The organism is Campylobacter concisus (assembly GCF_003048835.2).
Lineage (GTDB): Bacteria > Campylobacterota > Campylobacteria > Campylobacterales > Campylobacteraceae > Campylobacter_A > Campylobacter_A concisus_D.
Window position 1 is genome coordinate 1814567 of sequence record NZ_CP060705.1, and the last position, 16896, is coordinate 1831462.

The window sequence follows — 16896 nt, forward strand, 5'->3', positions numbered from 1 at the left end:
AAACCTTGCCTGCTATAATTGCCAAAATTTACAAAAGGCACTTTATGTTTTCATCATTTTTTAAAGACAAAAAATGGGCGCTTTGGGCTTACGGCGGAGCGCTATTTATCATCTTACTACTTGTCTATCAAACGCATCTAAACGTCCGCATCAACGAGTGGTATAAAAATTTCTACGACATCGTGCAAAACTCAAAGGATCACAAAGTAGATGAGTTTTGGCGCGAGATATTAAATTTCATAAAGATCGCCATGCCATACGTCGTAACCTACACGGTGATATCGTTCTTTGCGAGTCACTGGGTCTTTCGCTGGAGGGAGGCGATGACCTTTAAATACCTCAAATTTTGGCGAAATTGCCAAAACGACATCGAGGGTAGCTCGCAGCGTATCCAAGAGGACGTCTACCGCTTTGCTAAGATCATGGAGAGCCTTGGTGTGCAGGTTTTAAAGGCATTTATGACGCTCATCGCCTTTATACCGGTGCTTTGGGAGCTAAGCAAGAGTGTGAGCCTACCTTACATCAAAGATATCAATGGCTCGCTGGTTTATATCGCTCTACTAATTAGCATCGGAGGCCTCATCGTATCGTGGTTTGTAGGCATAAAGCTACCACATCTTGAATACAACAACCAAAAAGCAGAGGCGGCCTTTAGAAAAGAGCTAGTTTATGGCGAAGATGATAAGCTCAAATTTTGCCAGCCAAACGTCATGCTAGAGCTTTTTACAGGGGTCAAGCTAAACTACTACAAGCTATTTTTGCACTACGGCTACTTCAACCTTTGGCTCATCTCGTTTTCGCAAATTCTTGTCATCGTGCCTTACATCATCATGGGAAATGGCCTATTTAGCGGCTTTATCACACTTGGCGTCCTCGTACAAGCTAGCAACGCCTTCTCTCAGGTCAGAGAGAGCTTTAGCGTCTTTATCAACAACTGGACGACGATAACGGAGTTAAGGTCGGTCAATAAGCGTTTGAGAGAATTTGAGAGAAATATAGACTATAAAGCGTAGGGGTTAAAATTTATATATCAAAAAACTCAGACAAATTTTAAAATTTCATGAACGAGTAATTTCGGCTCTAAAATTTGAGCTAAGCTGCAAGCGAAGCCAAATTTTAGTAGTCAATTCTTGCAAGTGAATGAAAGTTTAAAATTTGTAAATTCTTTTTATTCAAAAGGGTGACAAGGGGACTCGAGTTACGAGGCCGTCCCCTTATCCCCCTTTTTAAATCCCCCTATCCCCTCGCACGTTAGAGGTGCATGCAATAGCGCTTTGCGCCGCATGAGTTTAATAAAATCTATCAAATTTTAAAATTTACAAAAGGCCAAAACCAATGCAAAAATTAAATTTCACCCCTCGTTTAACAATACATATCCAACACAAGCTATAATACGCCAAATTTTAATCCAAAAAGGATAAAAATGAAAAAAATTTTACTTACGTTATTAACAGCCAGCATGCTTATCACCGGCTGCACGAGCGTCACAAAGTCAGGCGTCGTGGGCGCAGATCGCAAGCAGTTCATGTTAGTATCTTCTGAGGCGATGGAGCAAAGCTCGGCTCAAGCTTACGTCAAGACACTAACAGCCGCTAGAAGCAAAGGCGAGCTAAACGTCGATCCGATCCTCACAAAAAGAGTTCAAGAGATCGCAAAAAGGCTGATCGTTCAAACTGCCGTTTTTAGAGAAGACGCCCTAAAATGGAAGTGGCAAGTAAATGTCATCAACGAAGATACTCTAAATGCTTGGTGTATGCCAGGGGGCCGGATCGTCGTTTATAGCGGCATCATCAAAAAGTTAAATTTAACAGATGCGCAGCTAGCAGCTGTCATGGGTCACGAGATCGCCCACGCGCTTAGAGAGCACAGCAGGGAGCAAGCGAGCACCGACCAGCTCAAAAACATCGGCATCTTCGCAGTTGCAACTGCCACAGGACTTGGCGACCTTGGCGCAAGCGCTCTAAATTTAGCCAGCCAATACACCATTTCTCTGCCATTTTCTCGCTCACATGAGACCGAAGCCGATCGCATCGGCACTGAGCTAATGGCAAGAGCTGGGTATGATCCAAAAGAGGCGGTCGAAGTTTGGGTTAAAATGAGCAAGATGAATGTTGGCAAAATACCTGAAATTTTAAGCACTCACCCATCAAACGAGAGCAGGATCAAAGACCTAAAAGAGGTCGCGGCCAAGCTTGAGCCAGTATATCAGGCGGCAAAAAGGGGCTAGGCTTGATCTTACGGGCAAAGCCAAGCGATCTACCTGCGATCACGCAAATTTATAATGACTACATTTTAGACAGAAGTGCGACTGCGGATATGCGCCCAGTTAGCACAAAGGAGCGAGAGCCTTGGTTTAACGCCCACGGCGGCTCGCGCCCTATCTTTATCTACAAAGAAAATGATGAAATTTTAGGCTACTGCTCACTAAGTGACTTTAACCCCAAGATCGCTTACGATATAAGCGTAGAGATAAGCATCTATGTCGCTAAAAAAGCTCTTAAAAAGGGTATCGGCAAGCAGCTTTTAGCCCACAGCCTAAATGAAGCTAGAGAGCTAAATTTAAAAAATATCATCGCGCTAATCTTTAGCAAAAACGAAGCAAGCCTTGAGCTATTTTTGAAATTTGGCTTTAAAAAATGGGGCGAACTGCCGGGCGTTTGCCTAATGGATGGCGAGTACAAAGATGTCGTTATCTTGGGGCTAAAGCTTTAAAAGCCAAGCATTAAGCAAATGAAGATATAATCACCTTCTTTTTGGGTAGATGTCCGAGCGGTTTAAGGAGCACGCCTGGAACGCGTGTGTGGGGCAACTCACCGAGAGTTCGAATCTCTCTCTACCCACCATTTTTTAAACCTATCAAATTTACTTAGTTTTGAGGACATGCCAAATGAGCTTGCAAGGATCAAGATAAAAAAGGCGATCGCAGAGGCTTCGCTTAAATTTCAAAGCGAGAAATTTTGCAATGAGGAGAATTTCTTGTTTCAGAAACTCAAAGAAGTTTGGAATTTCGAGCTTTCAAATGAAAATTTCGAGATCAGCGACGAGGTCAGGCAGACCTATTTTGAGATCCTAAATGAGCAGCGAAAGGCGCTTTGTGAGCTAAACAAAGACCCAAAGATCGACGAAGAGGTCATTAGGACGTTTTTATATCACATCGACCTTGAAGAGCAGAGGTGGCAGCCGAATAGCGAGCACTAAAATTTTCTCCCGACACTACAACTTACCGCACCGCAAAATCTCTTGCCAAATTTGGCCTCGACGATGAGCACGAGAACAAAAAATATCTTCTCATCGTTCATGCGTGCGATCTGGCGTAAAGTCTGGCTGGGACTATTAAATTTAACATCATTTTCGCGCAAACTCTTGCAAAACAGGGCCTCGTCAAAGCCAAGCATGCGTGAAATTTCACTGATAGTGTAAGGCTCAAGCGAGGCGATGATGCGGTCCATGTTGCAGATCGTTGGATTTTTGCGGTGCGTGGTGACATCGATTATCTCATTTATGAGCTTTACTAGCTTTCTTCTGCGGTTAAAAAGGTGCAAGATCACGGCACAAACGATCAAAGCTCCTGCAAATTTGTGTGCGCTCATCATCCACTCATTATACTCGCCCATGGCGAAATTTAGCCCAGTAAATGCAAGCAGGCAGATCCCACAGGCAAGAGCACAGACGATACAAAATTTATATATCACTTCCGCTTTAAGCAATGCAAATTCCTTAGTTTTTTTGAAATTATACACCTACTATGCAAAAAATGAATGGCGCCAACTAGAAATTTAGCTGGCGCATTAGAGTAAATTTAGCTAAAACTTATAGTTAAAGCTGAGATTAAAGGTGCGTGGATCGCCATAAACCATCTTGTTTGCACCAATGCCCTCGTAGTATTTTTTATTAAAGAGATTGTCGATATTTAGCTGCACGTCAAAGTTTTTAGCAAATTTATATCCAAACATCAAATTTGCCAAGGTGTAGCCCTTTTGCGTGATCTCGCTTGCGCCCTTACCAGTGTAAATTTTACTCTTATACATAGCCCCAGCTCCTACTCTAAAGTCCCTAAATTCATACTTTGCAAATAAATTTGCCGTGCTTCTTGATGAGTCGGTGGCATATTTCTCACCTTTGGCATCTTTTGCGTTAAAGTGCGTTGCGCCAAAGCTTAGGCTTAAGTTTTTAGTGATCTCGCCGTTTAGATCTAGCTCGACACCCTTACTTGTCACGCCCTTGCCAGCTTCATATATGTCGGCATTTGTCGCTGGATTTTTCTTGCCAGTGTTTATGCCAAGCTTGTCTTGCACGATCTTAAAGACGCCAAGACTTGCTTGAAGCGCCCCGTCAAGATACTCGCCTTTGATGCCCACTTCATAGTCTTTGCCTTGGATAGGATCAAGATATTTGTCATTTGCATCTTTTACGGTTTGAGGTTTAAATATGCTCGTGTAGCTAGCATATAGAGTGTGGTTTGCTCCGATGTCGTAAGTGACGCCAAGATATGGCGTGATCTCATTTGTGAAATTTCTATTGCCTTTACCACCCTCGATCTCGTATTTGTAGTAACTCACCCTGGCACCTAGCAAAAATTTAAGCTCATCGGTGATTGATAGTTTATTTGCCGCGTAAAATGCCTTTTGTATCGTTTTGTCTTTATTGTTTTGATCTTCGTAAGGGAGTTTTGGATCATCAAGGTGTAAATTTTTAAAGTCTATCCTACTTCTAGCCGTATAAGCAAGCCCAGCTGGCGTGTTCTTTTGCACCAAGTAGCTACTTACCTTATCACTACTTTTTTTATAGTTGTTATACATCGCGCCAAAGACAAACTCATGAGATAAATTTGCTATCTCGTAAGGGATATTTGCGTATGCATCGACGTTGTGGATGTTCTCCTCTCTTTTGTTTGCATAAATGTAAAGATCACTTATATTGCCAGTACCGTCTAAATTTACCGCTCCACCGTAGTAGAGTAAATTTGAATCAGTGTTTGCCCGTCTAAATGAGTAGCTTAAATTTAAGCTCGCTTCATTTTCAAAGTAGTGCTTAAAATCAGCGTAAAAATCAAGTGTTTTTATATCCCACCTAGTCCAAGGCTGAGAGAAAATTTCATTTTTACTAAAATTTGTCCTAGAGCCATCTACGTAAAAAGCTGGCATGCCACCCCACCTACCGCCGTGGCGTCTTAACTCTTGATAAAACGCACCAAGACTAAGCCATGAGTTATCGCCTATGTCGCTATCGACTACGCCGTAAATCGCGCTATTTTTGCGGTTATAATAATCCATATAAGAGTGCGACTTCTCATGCATAAAAGAAAGCCTTGCTCTAACGCTTCCGCTCTCATTTACTGGCGTTTGCACATCGCCATTTATGCCGTATCTATCGTATGAGCCAGCACTTATGCCAAAATTTCCTTTTAGCTCCTTTGAGTCTGCTCTTTTTCTTATGAAATTTAAGCTTGCAGCTGGATTGCCAGCGCCTGCAAGTAGGCCATTTGCCCCTTTTACCACCTCAACTCTTTCATAAGGCAGCAAGCTCATATCATTTGCGCCAAGACTAAAGCCGCCAAAGCTAGGCATCGAATCAAGCAAGTAATAATCTATCTTAAAGCCACGAGCCGTCGGATACACGCGTTCGTCCCATTTGTTTAGCGTGACGCCTGGGATATTTCTAAGAAGCACCTGATAGTCCTTAATGCCTTTGATCTTTTAGCCTTGCTTCTGTTAGCACAGTTAGCGACTGGGGCGTTTGACGAGAGGTTAAATTTAGCCTAGTTGTGCTCTTTACAAGCTCTTTTGCAAAGTAGTTTGCATCATCTCTTCGCTCGCTCTCCACGACATCGACCGCTTCTAAAACCTTCTCATTTTCACTAGCGTAAATTTGAGGCAATGCCAAATTTAAAGCAACTAAGCTAAGTAAAATTTTTTTCATTTTTTTCTCCTTTTAAATTTTCTAAACCACAGATAAAGCCCTGATATACTCAAAACTAACGGCGAGATGCCCACTATAAACCAGATAAATTTTGTAGTTTGGTTGTAGTTTCCAAAGTGCGATCTCCTAAAGGCTGAGAGGATTTTCTCGCTTAAATTTGCATTTTTTATGTCTAGGACGCTAACTAGTTTGCCGCTTTCTTTGTCGTAGGTGATCACGCTTGAGTATTCGTTATGCAAAAAGCTTTGCCATATCACGTAGCCAAAGATGCGGATGTTTGCCCCTTGCATGAAAGGCAGCGATATGAAGTGTGGCTCAAAGCCTTTGATCTCCTTTTTCGATCTAGCGACCAGCTCATCAAGGGATAAACTTTTGTTATAAATTTTTGCGTCTATTACGAAGTCGTTTTTAAACTCTGGCGTGCGTGCCATCTGAAATTCCCACCAAGCGCCGCTTATGCAAATGAGCAGTAAAACTGGCGTGCAAAAAATTCCTATTATCTTGTGGATGTCGTTCATGAAAACATTTAGCCCATTTACGCGCAGTCTAAGCAGAGTTAGCCAAAATTTACGGTAGATCACAAAGCCGCTAATGCAGATAAAAAATGTAAAAATAGCTGTTAAAAAGAGGATGATATTGCCACTTTTTCCAAGAAGAAGCTCCTCATGGATATGCGCTAAAACCCCGAAAAATCCCTCATCGTGCGCAAGTGGCTCACTCTTTATCTTGCCGCTAAAAGCATCAAAATAGATAAATTTCCACTCTTTTTTACTGTCATTATGCTCGATTAGCCAAATTTTGTCACACTTTTTAGGGTTTGCATCGATATTTATACCAACCATCTCGTAGCCGCCAAACTTGCTTGCGATGATATTTCTTAGCTCATCAAAGCTAATCCTTTTGCTTAAATTTTCTTTGTTTAAATTTACATTTACGATATTTGGGATAAAAAGGCTGTTTAGTTCGTCTTTATAAACGAGGATCGCACCGCTAAAGCAAACTACAACAAGTGGAATAAAAAAGAGAAGCGACAAATATGCATGCACCTTGTAAAAAAGCTTTAAATTTAAAAATTTCAACCTTTTAGCCACCTTTTAAAAGTTATTTTTGATAATAGATCGCAATTTTATAAAATTTTTCCTTTTATAATTTTTAAAACCATTATCAAAATATAATTTTAAAAAGAAAGTGACGTTTGTGAAATTTGAGTTTAGAAGGGTAAGAAATTTGATTTTAAAAGATATAAAACTCCTCTTTGTGTGTGCGGAGAAGCCAGAAAAGGGGGAAGCAAAGTCTTAACCGCTACAAAAAGGAGGGTCCGTTTAGGACGATGAAATGTTATTATTTAAATATAAATTTTAATGAAATTTTTAGTTAATAAAAAAGAAATTCTGCGTAATACTAAATTAAATCACTATATTTAGGTATTTGCTAGAAAAATTTATCTTTTAAAAAGGTAAAAATGTATGCTTTGTATAAAAGAAAAATTAACATTTGAAATTTTATTATGCCTAAACGTGTTTTATTCAAAAGTTCTATCAAATTTTAAAATTTCATGAACGAGTAATTTCGGCTCTAAAATTTGAGCTAAGCTGTAAGCGAAGCCAAATTTTAGTAGTCAATTCTTGCGAGTAAATGAAAGTTTAAAATTTGCGAATTTACTTCGTCATAGATATAAATGTTAGATAAATTTCAATTCTTAGGCACAAGCTCTAGGACGTTGCAAGCTCGTTTGCTGCCCATCTTGCAAGCCTTATCAAGAGCATTTGCAGATAGATCAAAGCTCTGCTCTACGCCGTTTCCTTGCAGATATTTTGTAGCTAGCTCGTAGCAAGCTTCACTGCTACCATTTTCACAAAGCGACTTAAAGACTTCGTAAGATTTAACCAGATCTTTTTCAACGCCAAGACCTCGCCCTAGCATGTCAGCATATAAAAAGCAAGAAGTTTTATCTTTGTTTTCGCACTCGCTTGAAAGCTTTTTAGTAAAGCTCTCGCAAGCTTTTGCGTCACTTTTGTTGATGCAGTTTTGCATATTTTCATCCCAGTTTGCGCTTAGAGATAAAACGGCAAAGGCTAAAAATAAAATGGATTTTTTCATAAATTTCCTTGAGAGAGATAAACCCCCTTTGGGGGAAAGGGGGTCATTACAAAAAGGAGGTTTCTTGTTGGACAAGTGGAATAATACAAGCTTCGTCTAAATTTAAAACCAACTCTTATTTAACAAAAAACAATCAAACAAGATCTCTCTTGCTAAAGCCCAAATAGCCGCAAACTAGCAAGATTACGCCAAGCACCAAAGGATAGATGATCGCATAAGCTACGAAGGTCGCTTTTGAAAATGTGCCTAAGATAAAGTAAGAAGCAGTGCCTATCACTGCTAAATTTGGATCAAAAAGGCTAAGTGCGGCTATCCTAAAAAGCTCGATCGGATTTAACATCGCGATAGAGTAGATGACGTACTCATCGACTGAGCTTCGCATAAGCAGCCCAATAAGCACTAGGTCGATAAAAGCTAGCATGATAAGCCAGAGCAAAAACGCCACGCCTTGGCCTGTTTCTTGGTTTTTGATAAGGCTTGAGATGAAAAAGCCAAGCGATAAAAAGACGATACTTAGGCTAAAAAGCAGGCCAAAGTAGAGCACCAGCACGCCCCAAGGTATCGACACGCCCTTTATAAAGCCAACCACCACGCAAAGCAAAAGCGAGAACAAAAGCGGCACAAAAACGACAAATGTCCGCCCAAGCGCCTTGCCAAAGTAGTACTCTTTAAGGCTTAGCGGGAAGCTTAGCACGTACTCAAGCAGGTTTGTGTCCCTGTCTTGATTTATACTTCTAACGGTTGAGATGAGGATAAATATCGGCACGATGATGACGCAAATTTGTATAAACAAAAGTAGCGCCCTTGTTAGCCCAGAAAAGCCAAGCACACGAGAGTCCGTCACTCCGCTAAATAAAAATCCTATCATCAAAGCAGAAAAAAGAAGCGCATAGATCGCAAACCACCTTGAGCGAAACGACTCTTTGACGTCTAGTTTTGCTATTAAAAAAAGGTTATTCACTCTTGCTCCTTAAATTTTCTTCTTTTATGATCTTGCCAAGGTCCATATAGACGCATCTATCGAGCAAATGAGCGATCTCATCTATGCGGTGCGAGATAAAAACTAGCGTCTTTTTTTGCGTGAAGTTATCAAGCAAATTTTTAAAAGACTCTCTTGCTTTTACATCTAAATTTGCCGTTGGCTCGTCAAACATCAAAATTTCACTATCTTTGGCAAATGCGATGGCTATTAGCATCTTTTGCTTCATACCGCCAGAGAGTTTGTAAAAGGACTTGTTTAAATTTGCATGCAGGTCAAGCTCTAAAAGCTTGCTAAATTTCTCTATCTCTTCAAATTTGACATTTGAGCTTTTGGAGACAAATTCGCAAAGCTCACGCAGGCTAAATTTAAGTGGCGGTGGGGTTTGCGGCACAAATGAGATAAACTTTAGCGCCTCTTTTCTATCTTTTAGGGTATTTACGCCTTTTATCGCGACACTTCCGCTATTTGGCACAAACTCGCCCAAGATGATACGCATGAGCGAGCTTTTGCCAGCTCCATTTTGCCCAAGTATCGCTATCTTTTCGCTAGCTTTTACATTTAGACTGACGCTATCAAGTATCTTTTGCGAGCCAAAAATTTTCGTTACTTCTTTTATATCTATCAAAAAAATTCCTTATATGAGTTTCTTAAAGCCATTGTCAAATTTAAGCGCATCTTGGTGGCACACGTCGATACACCTGCCACAAAGCGTGCAGTCAGCCCCTGCTATCCTAAAGAGCTTTTTACTATCGTCAGTTTTTGCCCCCTTTTTTGTCATAAAAAGCACGTGTGGCACTAGGCAAACATCGGTGCAAACTAAGCAGTGATCGCACTTTTCTTTATCCCAGCTGACCTTTATCGCATTTGGCTTTGCTAGTAGCGAATAGCTCGCTCCAACAGGGCAAACATACCTGCACCATGCCCTGCGCGAAAAGAAAATTTCAACCACAAGCATAGCCACGACTAGCCAGATAGCGTGAAAGTAGCCGTAGATGATAAATCTTGAAAATATCCCAACGACGTTAAAAATTTCAAAGACAAGACTTGAGCTAGCAAAGCTAAGAGCCAAAAACAAAATGGTAAATATGTAGCGCCACTTTGTGTCAAAAACTCGCGGTTTTACTATCTTTTTTGCACGCAAATTTTCATGTATTTTCTCAGCTATCTCGCTTATAAGTGAGTATGGGCAAACCCACGAGCAAAAGCCCCTGCCTCCAAAAATAATGTAAAAGGCTAAGATGCTAAGCGAGCCGATTAGTAAATTTACATGAATTTCATGCGTTGCCAAAAAGACTTGCAAGCTCATAAAAGCGTCTGCTAGGTGAAAGCCAAGTATCCTTGAAGCGCTGATGTCACCCTCTAAAATTTGCACATCGACCCTGTATGAGAGCACAAATAAAAGATGGACTAGCACGATGGTGAAAATGCGCCAAAAACGTATGCTTGGGCGCTTTTTGCCATCTTTTGTAGTCGTTATTAGCGTGCTTAGAAAGCTTACGTTTCTAACGGTCGCACGAACGTTATATTTATCCATTTTTACTTTTTAAATTTAGAAATTTCATCAGCAAGGCTGTTTAGTTCGCTGTCGCTAACGTTTGTTAGCAGTCCCTTCATAAGCGTGTTTTGCACCTTGCCAGCTTTATAATCAGCTAGTTTTTTTAGCAGATCTTCTTTGCTTAGATGAGTGATGTCAGGCGCTACTATGCCTTTGCCATTTGCGCCGTGACATGGTGCGCAAGAGGTAAGATACTGCCTACTAACGCCTTCATTTTGTGTCTTAGCCACACTTAGGCTTAGCTCTTTTACCTTTTTTAGCTCGTCTTCGCTGGCAAATTCCTCGCTAGACTTTGACTGCTCTTTTGAGATATTTTGCTCTACTTTTGGCTGAACGCTAGCTTCTGCTTTCTCCTTTTTAGGCGGAGTTTGGCTTAGCATAAATACCATGATGCCACATATCAGCACCGCTAAAATGATCGTTATGATTTTTCCGATTTTCATTGTTTGCTCCTAAACTGCGCATTAAAATCGCTTATCTCTTTGGCTAGCTTTCTAATCTCACTCTCATCCATCTTTTTAACAAGATCACGCATTAGCACATTTACCTTCTCTTTGTTTTTATAAGCGTTTATCATCTTGAAAATTTCATCCTCGCTCTTTGTTAAAAGAGATGGTCCGATGATGCCATTTGCATAGTCATCGTGGCAGGCTGAGCACTTAGTGATGAAGTCTTTGCTAAGTCTGCCCTTTATAAGCCTTAAATTTATACTTTGAAGCGGGCTTTTTACCATGGCAAGCGCTCCGATCTGGCGACTTACGTTATTGTCTTCAAGACCAAATTTGACGCTTTTTTCGCCGTGCATATCGTATTTTATAAATTCATTTTGCTTATTTATGCTTTGGTTATCTTCATTTTTTTCGACCTTTATGCTAGCACTTGTCGCTACCTTTGCGCCTTGCTCACTAGCAGCCTCTTGCGCTTTGTCCTCGCTCTTTTCACAGCCGACAAATATCAACGCAGCAGCTATTAAAGGTATTATTACTCTCATTTTTTCTCCTTGTAAATTTCATCATAACTCATCTTTGGGGCGATATTTATGATCTTTGCTGGGCAGACCTCAGCACAAACACCACAACCCACACAGCCATTTTTTATGAGCGGCAAATTTGTCTGGCTCATCACTATCGCGCTATCGCCAACTGGGCAAAGCGTGACACAAAGATCGCAAATTTGACCGATCTTGCCTTTTATCTTATCTTTTAGCGCCTCTTCTCTGTCGTTATAAGCTTTGCGATCAAGTAGATGCTTAACGCCAGCTTCGCTTAAATTTTCTCTTTTCACGCTCAAACAGGCTGCCGTGCCACTTAAAACTGCAACGCCCATTTTGACGTCACCCACGACCTTTGTCGCGTGATCGAGCGCACCGCTAGGACAGGCTAGCACACATGGGAAAAGATCACACAAGTAGCAGCCTCGCTCTTTGGCGTCGATGTGAGCTGAGCCACTTGAGTAGCCATCTTCTATATCAAGTAAATTTATACTGTGATAAGGGCATACTTGCACGCACTGACCACATTTTACGCAAAGATCATCAAAGTCATCAACAGCACCTGGTGGTCTAAGATAGAGCTTGTCGCCACTACTTTTTGGCAAAAACTTGCCTATGGCGTATCCAGCCACTGCTGCGGCTGAGCCAATTATCATAAAATTTCTTCTATCCACGTTTTGACCTTAAAGCGTTGAAATTTGAAGCATCGAGCGGTTTTATCCTAGGCGAATTATCTTCAAGTAGCTTTATCGGCTCAGAAAATGGAGCTAGTTTGGCTAAGAAATTTAAGACACTAAAGACGCTTGAGCCGTAGAAAAACTGCAAATTTGGATAGTACTGCCAAAGCTGATCGATATATGAGAGATGCAAAAATGGCGTGTCGCCGTAGCCATCTTTATCTCTATCAAAGCTCTCATACTCATCATAATAATTCTTACTCCACCTATTTAAAAGCATCTTTTCGCCCGGAGTGTCATTTACGACGATGTCCATGTTGCCGATAAAGTCGTTGTTTTCAAAGATGCTTGTGCCTTGCGTAGCGTGAAAATAAACGCCAACCACGTTGTGTAAAATTTTATTGCCCATAAAATTTATCGTCGATCCTGGCTGAAAGGGCGAGTTATCAAGTAAGATGCCACGCGCATTATAGATAAGTGTGTTGTTTTCTATCGTAAAGTCAGACACGTCCTTTAGTCCGATGCCGATGCCAAAAGCGCCGTCACTATCCATAACGAGGTTGTTTTTTATATTTGAGCCAGCTGAATACATAAAAAACATACCAACAGCGTTGCCGATAAATTCGTTATTTTCGACTAAATTTTGATTAGCATACATGAAGTGAAGCGAGTATCTGCTGCCAACTGCCTTGTTGCTTAGAAATTTATTGTGGCTTGCGTACCATGCGACCATGTCACGGCTGTCGCGGATATTGTTGTGCTCGATCAAATTTTCATGGCTATACCAAAGTCTCACCGCATCGCCTCTAAAGCCAAGGCTAGCGCCCTTTTTTGAGGTGATGTTGTTTTCAGTGATCTTTGAGCTACTGCACTCTTTAAAATCAATCCCAAAAAGCACGTCGCTTATGTCGTTTTTAGAAATTTCTACGTTATTTGCCTTATCACAGCCTATGCCAGCGTCAAGTTCGCCAAGGTCGTTGCCACTGCCACTTATCTTTAAATTTTTAAGTGTCACATTTGAAGCGATGATCTTTATAACGCTGCCTTTGCCGCTCCCTTTTATATGGGCATTTTTGCCCTCACCGATGATGCTAAGAGGCTTATTTATCGTTATACCACCTTCATAAACAGCGTCCCCTAGCTTTATCACATCGCCAGGACTTGCGTTATTTATCGCATCTTGAAGGACGTTTGCAAAGCCAAAAAGTGGCAAAAAGGCAAGGGCAAATTTAAAAAATTTACGCATTTAGCTCTTTTTTCTTTGAAAAGACCGCAAGTATGCAAAGCACGCTCATCACCATCATCACCCAAAAGCCGATGGTCGGATAAGAGTGGGTCGTAAAGTGCGCCACGCTACCATCGCCTAAAACGGTTGGCATAAATGGCTTTATCTTAAAGGCGCCCCACTCTTGCATATTGTGTCCGTACCAATATAGCCAGCCCACAAATGCGCTCATAAATAGCACAGGTGCGATGATAGTTGGCACCATGAGAAGCGAGTTAAATTTACCGTCATAGTATAAAAATGCAAGCATGCAAAGTGTTGCTATTAGTAGATAATAAGGCGCGATCGCTCGCTCGACATTGCCGCCATGTTCCATAGGATACATGCCGATGTAGTGGTTTATCGTGTTCATCTCGTGCACGTCGCCGCTATATCCATCTACGTGAAAATATACTGGGATGCCATCTGGAAAGGCTGCCTTTGGGTAGTTTGGCGCTTCAAGAGATACGTACCAGATAGGAAAAGATGGCGTGCCAATCTCTGCTTTTTGCTCGATCATCTTATGAAGATCACTTGCCACCTCTTTTGGCAAAAGGTGGTTTTTATACTGAAATGAGCTATAAAGATCGTAGATAGTGTAGCTATAAGATGGTAGCTCATCGCCCGCGGCTATACGCTCTTTAGCTCCATGCCAGCCAAGAACTGGCAGAGTAAAACAAACGCTCATGATGATAAGTGCAACAATGGTATAAATTTTATATTTACTCATAATCTCTCCTTTAAATTTTAAAATTTAGCCTAGCAAAAGTTAAATTTTAAAATTTAAAAGGGGCAAAGATGCCCCTTAAAACTACATACCTGCGTTTTCGTCTATCCATTTTAGATACTGGATTATATTTTTGATCTCTTCGTCGTTCATATGCTGATTTGGCATTCTAAGTTTAAAGAAGTCAATCATCGCTTTAACGTAGTCATCGTTATAGAATTTAGCAGGGTCTTTGATGAAGTCTGCTACCCATTTTTCGCCGTTTTCGTGTCTTAGCAAGACGCCAGTTAGGTCTGGACCTGAGCTTACTTGACCGATAACGTGGCAACCATTACATCCGCCTTTTAGATAAGCCTCTTCACCTTTTGCAGCAGCTGGGCTCATCGGGGTTGCGATCTCTTTAGCTAGGTTGTTTTTAGCTCTTAGACCAACGTCAGCAGTTTTTACCATGTATTGCCATACTTGGTACTCCCAAAGGATAGCGCCATTTACGTCGCCTTTTTTGTAAGCTTCGTCAGCTTTAGCTTTTACCTCTTTGATGTGGCCGTATTGATCAAGTGCATCATCAACCAAAGCTTTTACTTTTGGATATTTCTCATAATGTTTCTCTTTTAGGTATTTAACAACCTCCTGGATAACATCATCAGTAGCTTTGTTAGTTGCGATTACTTTATCGTACTCGGCTTTTAAAGCCTCTGGACTTAGAGTTTTTAGCTTGCTATTTTTTGCAGATTCATATTTTTTATTTGGATCTTTAACAAGCAAATAACCCATCATCTCAAGGTGAAGTGCTGAACAAAACTCGGTGCAGTAGTATGGGAAGACGCCTTCCATATCAGCTACGAAATTTACTGAAGCAGTTTTGCCAGGCTCAAGTGAAGCGTGGATGTTGTAAAGGTCGATGCCAAAGCCGTGAGTCTCATCTTGCGCGCGCTCTAGGTTTGTTAGGTGAATTGTTACATTATCGCCTTTATTTACCTCGATGTGCTCTGGGTTGATGTGACTTCTGATCATTGTTGCATAGACAGTTACGTTTTTGCCGTTTCTCTCAACTCTTTCTTGACCAGCTAGTGTTGCAAATGGGCTTGCCTCGCCTGTTCTTGAGTTTGTACCCATGTTGTAAGTAAGCGCTGGAGTTAGTTTGCTAGCAGCTATTGAAACAACATCGTGTGGCTCACCAAGTGGGATCGGCATATCATAGATTAGCTCCATTTTTGGACCATTGATGTCTATTAATTGGTGGTTTTGTGGATGGAGTGGGCCAACTGGGTTGAAGCGATCGATTGAAAGTTTATCAAGTGCGATTGCATATTTGCCAACTGGTTTTGCTGATTTGCCCTCCATTGTGTCAAGGTGACCGATGTTGTAATGAACATTTATCTTGTCAAGCACTTTTAAATTTTTATAGTCCCATTTTACGATTTGACTATCAACGTAAAGTGAAGTATAAAGTACGCCATCTTGTGAGTCAAATGATGTATGCAGTGGTCCAAGGCCAAGTTCGACTTGTCCGTGCATTGACTTTTCTCTATCTAAGATAGGTATGCCGTATGGGTCAGTGCCAGCGTACTCTTTTTTGTCGATTAGCTCTTTGATCTTTTTAAAGTCATAAACTGATGCGTGAGTATCAAGCTTACCACCAACGATGATGTATCTGCCATCTGGTGTTACGTCACAACCGTGCGGGCTCTTTGACTCTGGGATCAAAAATAGTGCTCCAGCTTTAACAGCAGCCTCTATCGTGATCACTCTGTGACCATTTACAACTTTGTAGTTTTTCTTATCCTGTGCAAGTTTTTCTAAAATTTGCCAGTTATAAACATGTAAGAAGTCAGTATCATTTCTACTAGCACCTGCCTCAAATGGAGGAAGACCTTTTTCGATACCGCCTGTATACATCTCGCTATTTATTGAGTTTGTAAAGCCCCAGCCGTAGCTCTCGCCCTTACCAGCGTCGCTTAGGTCTTGCCAGTATGGAGGAAGCTCAAGTGAGAAAGATGCTTTCTCGTCAATCTTGCCTTTTGGATAGTCAAATTTCCAAAATGTCACAGCGCCTCTATAGACAGCTTCGTAGTCGTCCATTGAGTGGTAGTTGTCATCAAGTGGAGCTGCGTACTGGCTAGCTTCGATGACGTACTCGCTGTTTGGAGTGATGAAGCTACCACCGTGCTCACTCTTCATGATAGGGTTTACGACCATTTGAGTTGTCTCAAAGTCTTTTAAATTTATGACAGCGATCCTTGGGTTTGCCTTGTCGTTGATAAATAGATAATCACCAACATACTCACCATTTTTCTCAGTGAAATTTGGGTGGTGCGTATCGCCCCAAGTTATCTCTTTGCCCCTGATGTTGCCTTGTTTTAAAACAGCTTTTGACTCATCGTCGTAGCCATATCCTTGCCAAGGCTCTGGGGTGAAAACGCCGATGTATTTATAAATTCTCATCGACGGAACGCCATAAACTAGCACTTGACCACTCTGCCCGCCAGATGAAAAGACGATGAAATCATCTTTTTTACCGCTTGGCTGGTAAGTCTTAGCAGCTGCAAGGACATCTTTTTCGCTTAGCCCGCGCTCTTTCATGACTTTTTCAAGGTCACTACTAGCAGCACAAGCAGCAGTTAAAGATAGCCCAAGCAGTGCAGCACTTGCGACACAAAATAACTTTTGCATTTACTCTC

The 16896-nt window shown here is 41.3% G+C and carries 16 protein-coding genes, 1 tRNA gene and 1 pseudogene; 5 read left to right on the forward strand and 13 right to left on the reverse strand.

The annotated features are described in order from the left end of the window. Window positions 1–44 precede the first annotated feature (44 nt). The 5 genes from CVT08_RS09140 to CVT08_RS09160 all read left to right on the forward strand — a co-directional run bounded on the left by CVT08_RS09140 (window position 45) and on the right by CVT08_RS09160 (window position 3198). Window positions 45–1013 (forward strand): putative transporter, encoded by a 969-nt coding sequence (locus tag CVT08_RS09140; protein WP_107856899.1) that lies wholly within the window; start codon window positions 45–47, stop codon window positions 1011–1013. Between the two features lie 410 nt (window positions 1014–1423). Beyond that, on the forward strand, window positions 1424–2227 hold the full coding sequence (locus CVT08_RS09145; protein ID WP_107856900.1) for a M48 family metallopeptidase: 804 nt from the start codon (window positions 1424–1426) through the stop codon (window positions 2225–2227). A 2-nt stretch (window positions 2228–2229) separates the two neighbouring features. Continuing rightward, on the forward strand, window positions 2230–2712 hold the full coding sequence (locus CVT08_RS09150; RefSeq protein ID WP_107856901.1) for a GNAT family N-acetyltransferase: 483 nt from the start codon (window positions 2230–2232) through the stop codon (window positions 2710–2712). A gap of 43 nt (window positions 2713–2755) precedes the next feature. Then, window positions 2756–2843 (forward strand) — tRNA-Ser (locus CVT08_RS09155). 37 nt (window positions 2844–2880) lie between these two features. Further along, a complete protein-coding gene (locus tag CVT08_RS09160) occupies window positions 2881–3198 on the forward strand; it encodes a hypothetical protein (RefSeq protein WP_230855932.1) in 318 nt (105 codons plus the stop codon). On the opposite strand, the gene CVT08_RS09165 is transcribed toward CVT08_RS09160, so the two are convergent. The 13 genes and pseudogenes from CVT08_RS09165 to nosZ all read right to left on the reverse strand — a co-directional run bounded on the left by CVT08_RS09165 (window position 3195) and on the right by nosZ (window position 16888). Beyond that, window positions 3195–3707 carry a chemotaxis protein gene (locus CVT08_RS09165; RefSeq protein WP_107856902.1) on the reverse strand — a complete coding sequence of 171 codons (513 nt, stop codon included), beginning with the start codon at window positions 3705–3707 and terminating at the stop codon, window positions 3195–3197. The genes CVT08_RS09160 and CVT08_RS09165 overlap by 4 nt on opposite strands. Window positions 3708–3803: 96 nt before the next feature. Next, a pseudogene (locus CVT08_RS09170) lies at window positions 3804–5919 on the reverse strand (TonB-dependent siderophore receptor). Further along, window positions 5916–6998, reverse strand: coding sequence for a PepSY-associated TM helix domain-containing protein (locus tag CVT08_RS09175; protein ID WP_107856903.1), 1083 nt, complete (start codon window positions 6996–6998; stop codon window positions 5916–5918). The pseudogene CVT08_RS09170 and the gene CVT08_RS09175 overlap by 4 nt, the downstream one beginning before the upstream one ends. Window positions 6999–7611: 613 nt before the next feature. Beyond that, window positions 7612–8019, reverse strand: coding sequence for a tetratricopeptide repeat protein (locus CVT08_RS09180; protein ID WP_012140531.1), 408 nt, complete (start codon window positions 8017–8019; stop codon window positions 7612–7614). A 133-nt stretch (window positions 8020–8152) separates the two neighbouring features. After that, window positions 8153–8980 (reverse strand): ABC transporter permease, encoded by an 828-nt coding sequence (locus CVT08_RS09185; protein WP_107856904.1) that lies wholly within the window; start codon window positions 8978–8980, stop codon window positions 8153–8155. After that, window positions 8973–9626, reverse strand: coding sequence for an ABC transporter ATP-binding protein (locus tag CVT08_RS09190; protein ID WP_107856905.1), 654 nt, complete (start codon window positions 9624–9626; stop codon window positions 8973–8975). The genes CVT08_RS09185 and CVT08_RS09190 overlap by 8 nt, the downstream gene beginning before the upstream one ends. Window positions 9627–9635: 9 nt before the next feature. Further along, on the reverse strand, window positions 9636–10535 hold the full coding sequence (locus tag CVT08_RS09195) for a NapH/MauN family ferredoxin-type protein (protein WP_107856906.1): 900 nt from the start codon (window positions 10533–10535) through the stop codon (window positions 9636–9638). Window positions 10536–10537: 2 nt separating this feature from the next. Next, window positions 10538–10999, reverse strand: coding sequence for a c-type cytochrome (locus tag CVT08_RS09200; RefSeq protein ID WP_107856907.1), 462 nt, complete (start codon window positions 10997–10999; stop codon window positions 10538–10540). Further along, complete coding sequence (locus tag CVT08_RS09205; protein ID WP_107856908.1) at window positions 10996–11547, reverse strand: c-type cytochrome; 552 nt, start codon at window positions 11545–11547, stop codon at window positions 10996–10998. Before CVT08_RS09205 ends, CVT08_RS09200 begins: the two co-directional genes overlap by 4 nt. Continuing rightward, window positions 11544–12221, reverse strand: coding sequence for a 4Fe-4S dicluster domain-containing protein (locus CVT08_RS09210; RefSeq protein WP_107856909.1), 678 nt, complete (start codon window positions 12219–12221; stop codon window positions 11544–11546). Before CVT08_RS09210 ends, CVT08_RS09205 begins: the two co-directional genes overlap by 4 nt. Then, window positions 12214–13470: a nitrous oxide reductase family maturation protein NosD gene (gene nosD / locus CVT08_RS09215; protein ID WP_107856910.1), complete on the reverse strand. Its 1257-nt coding sequence runs from the start codon at window positions 13468–13470 to the stop codon at window positions 12214–12216. The genes CVT08_RS09210 and nosD overlap by 8 nt, the downstream gene beginning before the upstream one ends. After that, window positions 13463–14218, reverse strand: coding sequence for a cytochrome C (locus tag CVT08_RS09220; RefSeq protein WP_107856911.1), 756 nt, complete (start codon window positions 14216–14218; stop codon window positions 13463–13465). The genes nosD and CVT08_RS09220 overlap by 8 nt, the downstream gene beginning before the upstream one ends. 81 nt (window positions 14219–14299) lie before the next feature. Next, on the reverse strand, window positions 14300–16888 hold the full coding sequence (nosZ, locus tag CVT08_RS09225; RefSeq protein ID WP_107856912.1) for a Sec-dependent nitrous-oxide reductase: 2589 nt from the start codon (window positions 16886–16888) through the stop codon (window positions 14300–14302). Between the last annotated feature and the right edge of the window lie 8 nt (window positions 16889–16896).

What these genes read in the sequence shown, in the direction of transcription:
- CVT08_RS09205 (WP_107856908.1), bottom strand. Translation starts at nt 11,547, where the DNA reads ATGAGAGTAATAATACCTTTAATAGCTGCTGCGTTGATATTTGTCGGC.
- nosD (WP_107856910.1), bottom strand. Translation starts at nt 13,470, where the DNA reads ATGCGTAAATTTTTTAAATTTGCCCTTGCCTTTTTGCCACTTTTTGGC.
- CVT08_RS09160 (WP_230855932.1), top strand. Translation starts at nt 2,881, where the DNA reads ATGCCAAATGAGCTTGCAAGGATCAAGATAAAAAAGGCGATCGCAGAG.
- CVT08_RS09195 (WP_107856906.1), bottom strand. Translation starts at nt 10,535, where the DNA reads ATGGATAAATATAACGTTCGTGCGACCGTTAGAAACGTAAGCTTTCTA.
- CVT08_RS09180 (WP_012140531.1), bottom strand. Translation starts at nt 8,019, where the DNA reads ATGAAAAAATCCATTTTATTTTTAGCCTTTGCCGTTTTATCTCTAAGC.
- CVT08_RS09220 (WP_107856911.1), bottom strand. Translation starts at nt 14,218, where the DNA reads ATGAGTAAATATAAAATTTATACCATTGTTGCACTTATCATCATGAGC.
- CVT08_RS09145 (WP_107856900.1), top strand. Translation starts at nt 1,424, where the DNA reads ATGAAAAAAATTTTACTTACGTTATTAACAGCCAGCATGCTTATCACC.
- CVT08_RS09140 (WP_107856899.1), top strand. Translation starts at nt 45, where the DNA reads ATGTTTTCATCATTTTTTAAAGACAAAAAATGGGCGCTTTGGGCTTAC.
- nosZ (WP_107856912.1), bottom strand. Translation starts at nt 16,888, where the DNA reads ATGCAAAAGTTATTTTGTGTCGCAAGTGCTGCACTGCTTGGGCTATCT.
- CVT08_RS09200 (WP_107856907.1), bottom strand. Translation starts at nt 10,999, where the DNA reads ATGAAAATCGGAAAAATCATAACGATCATTTTAGCGGTGCTGATATGT.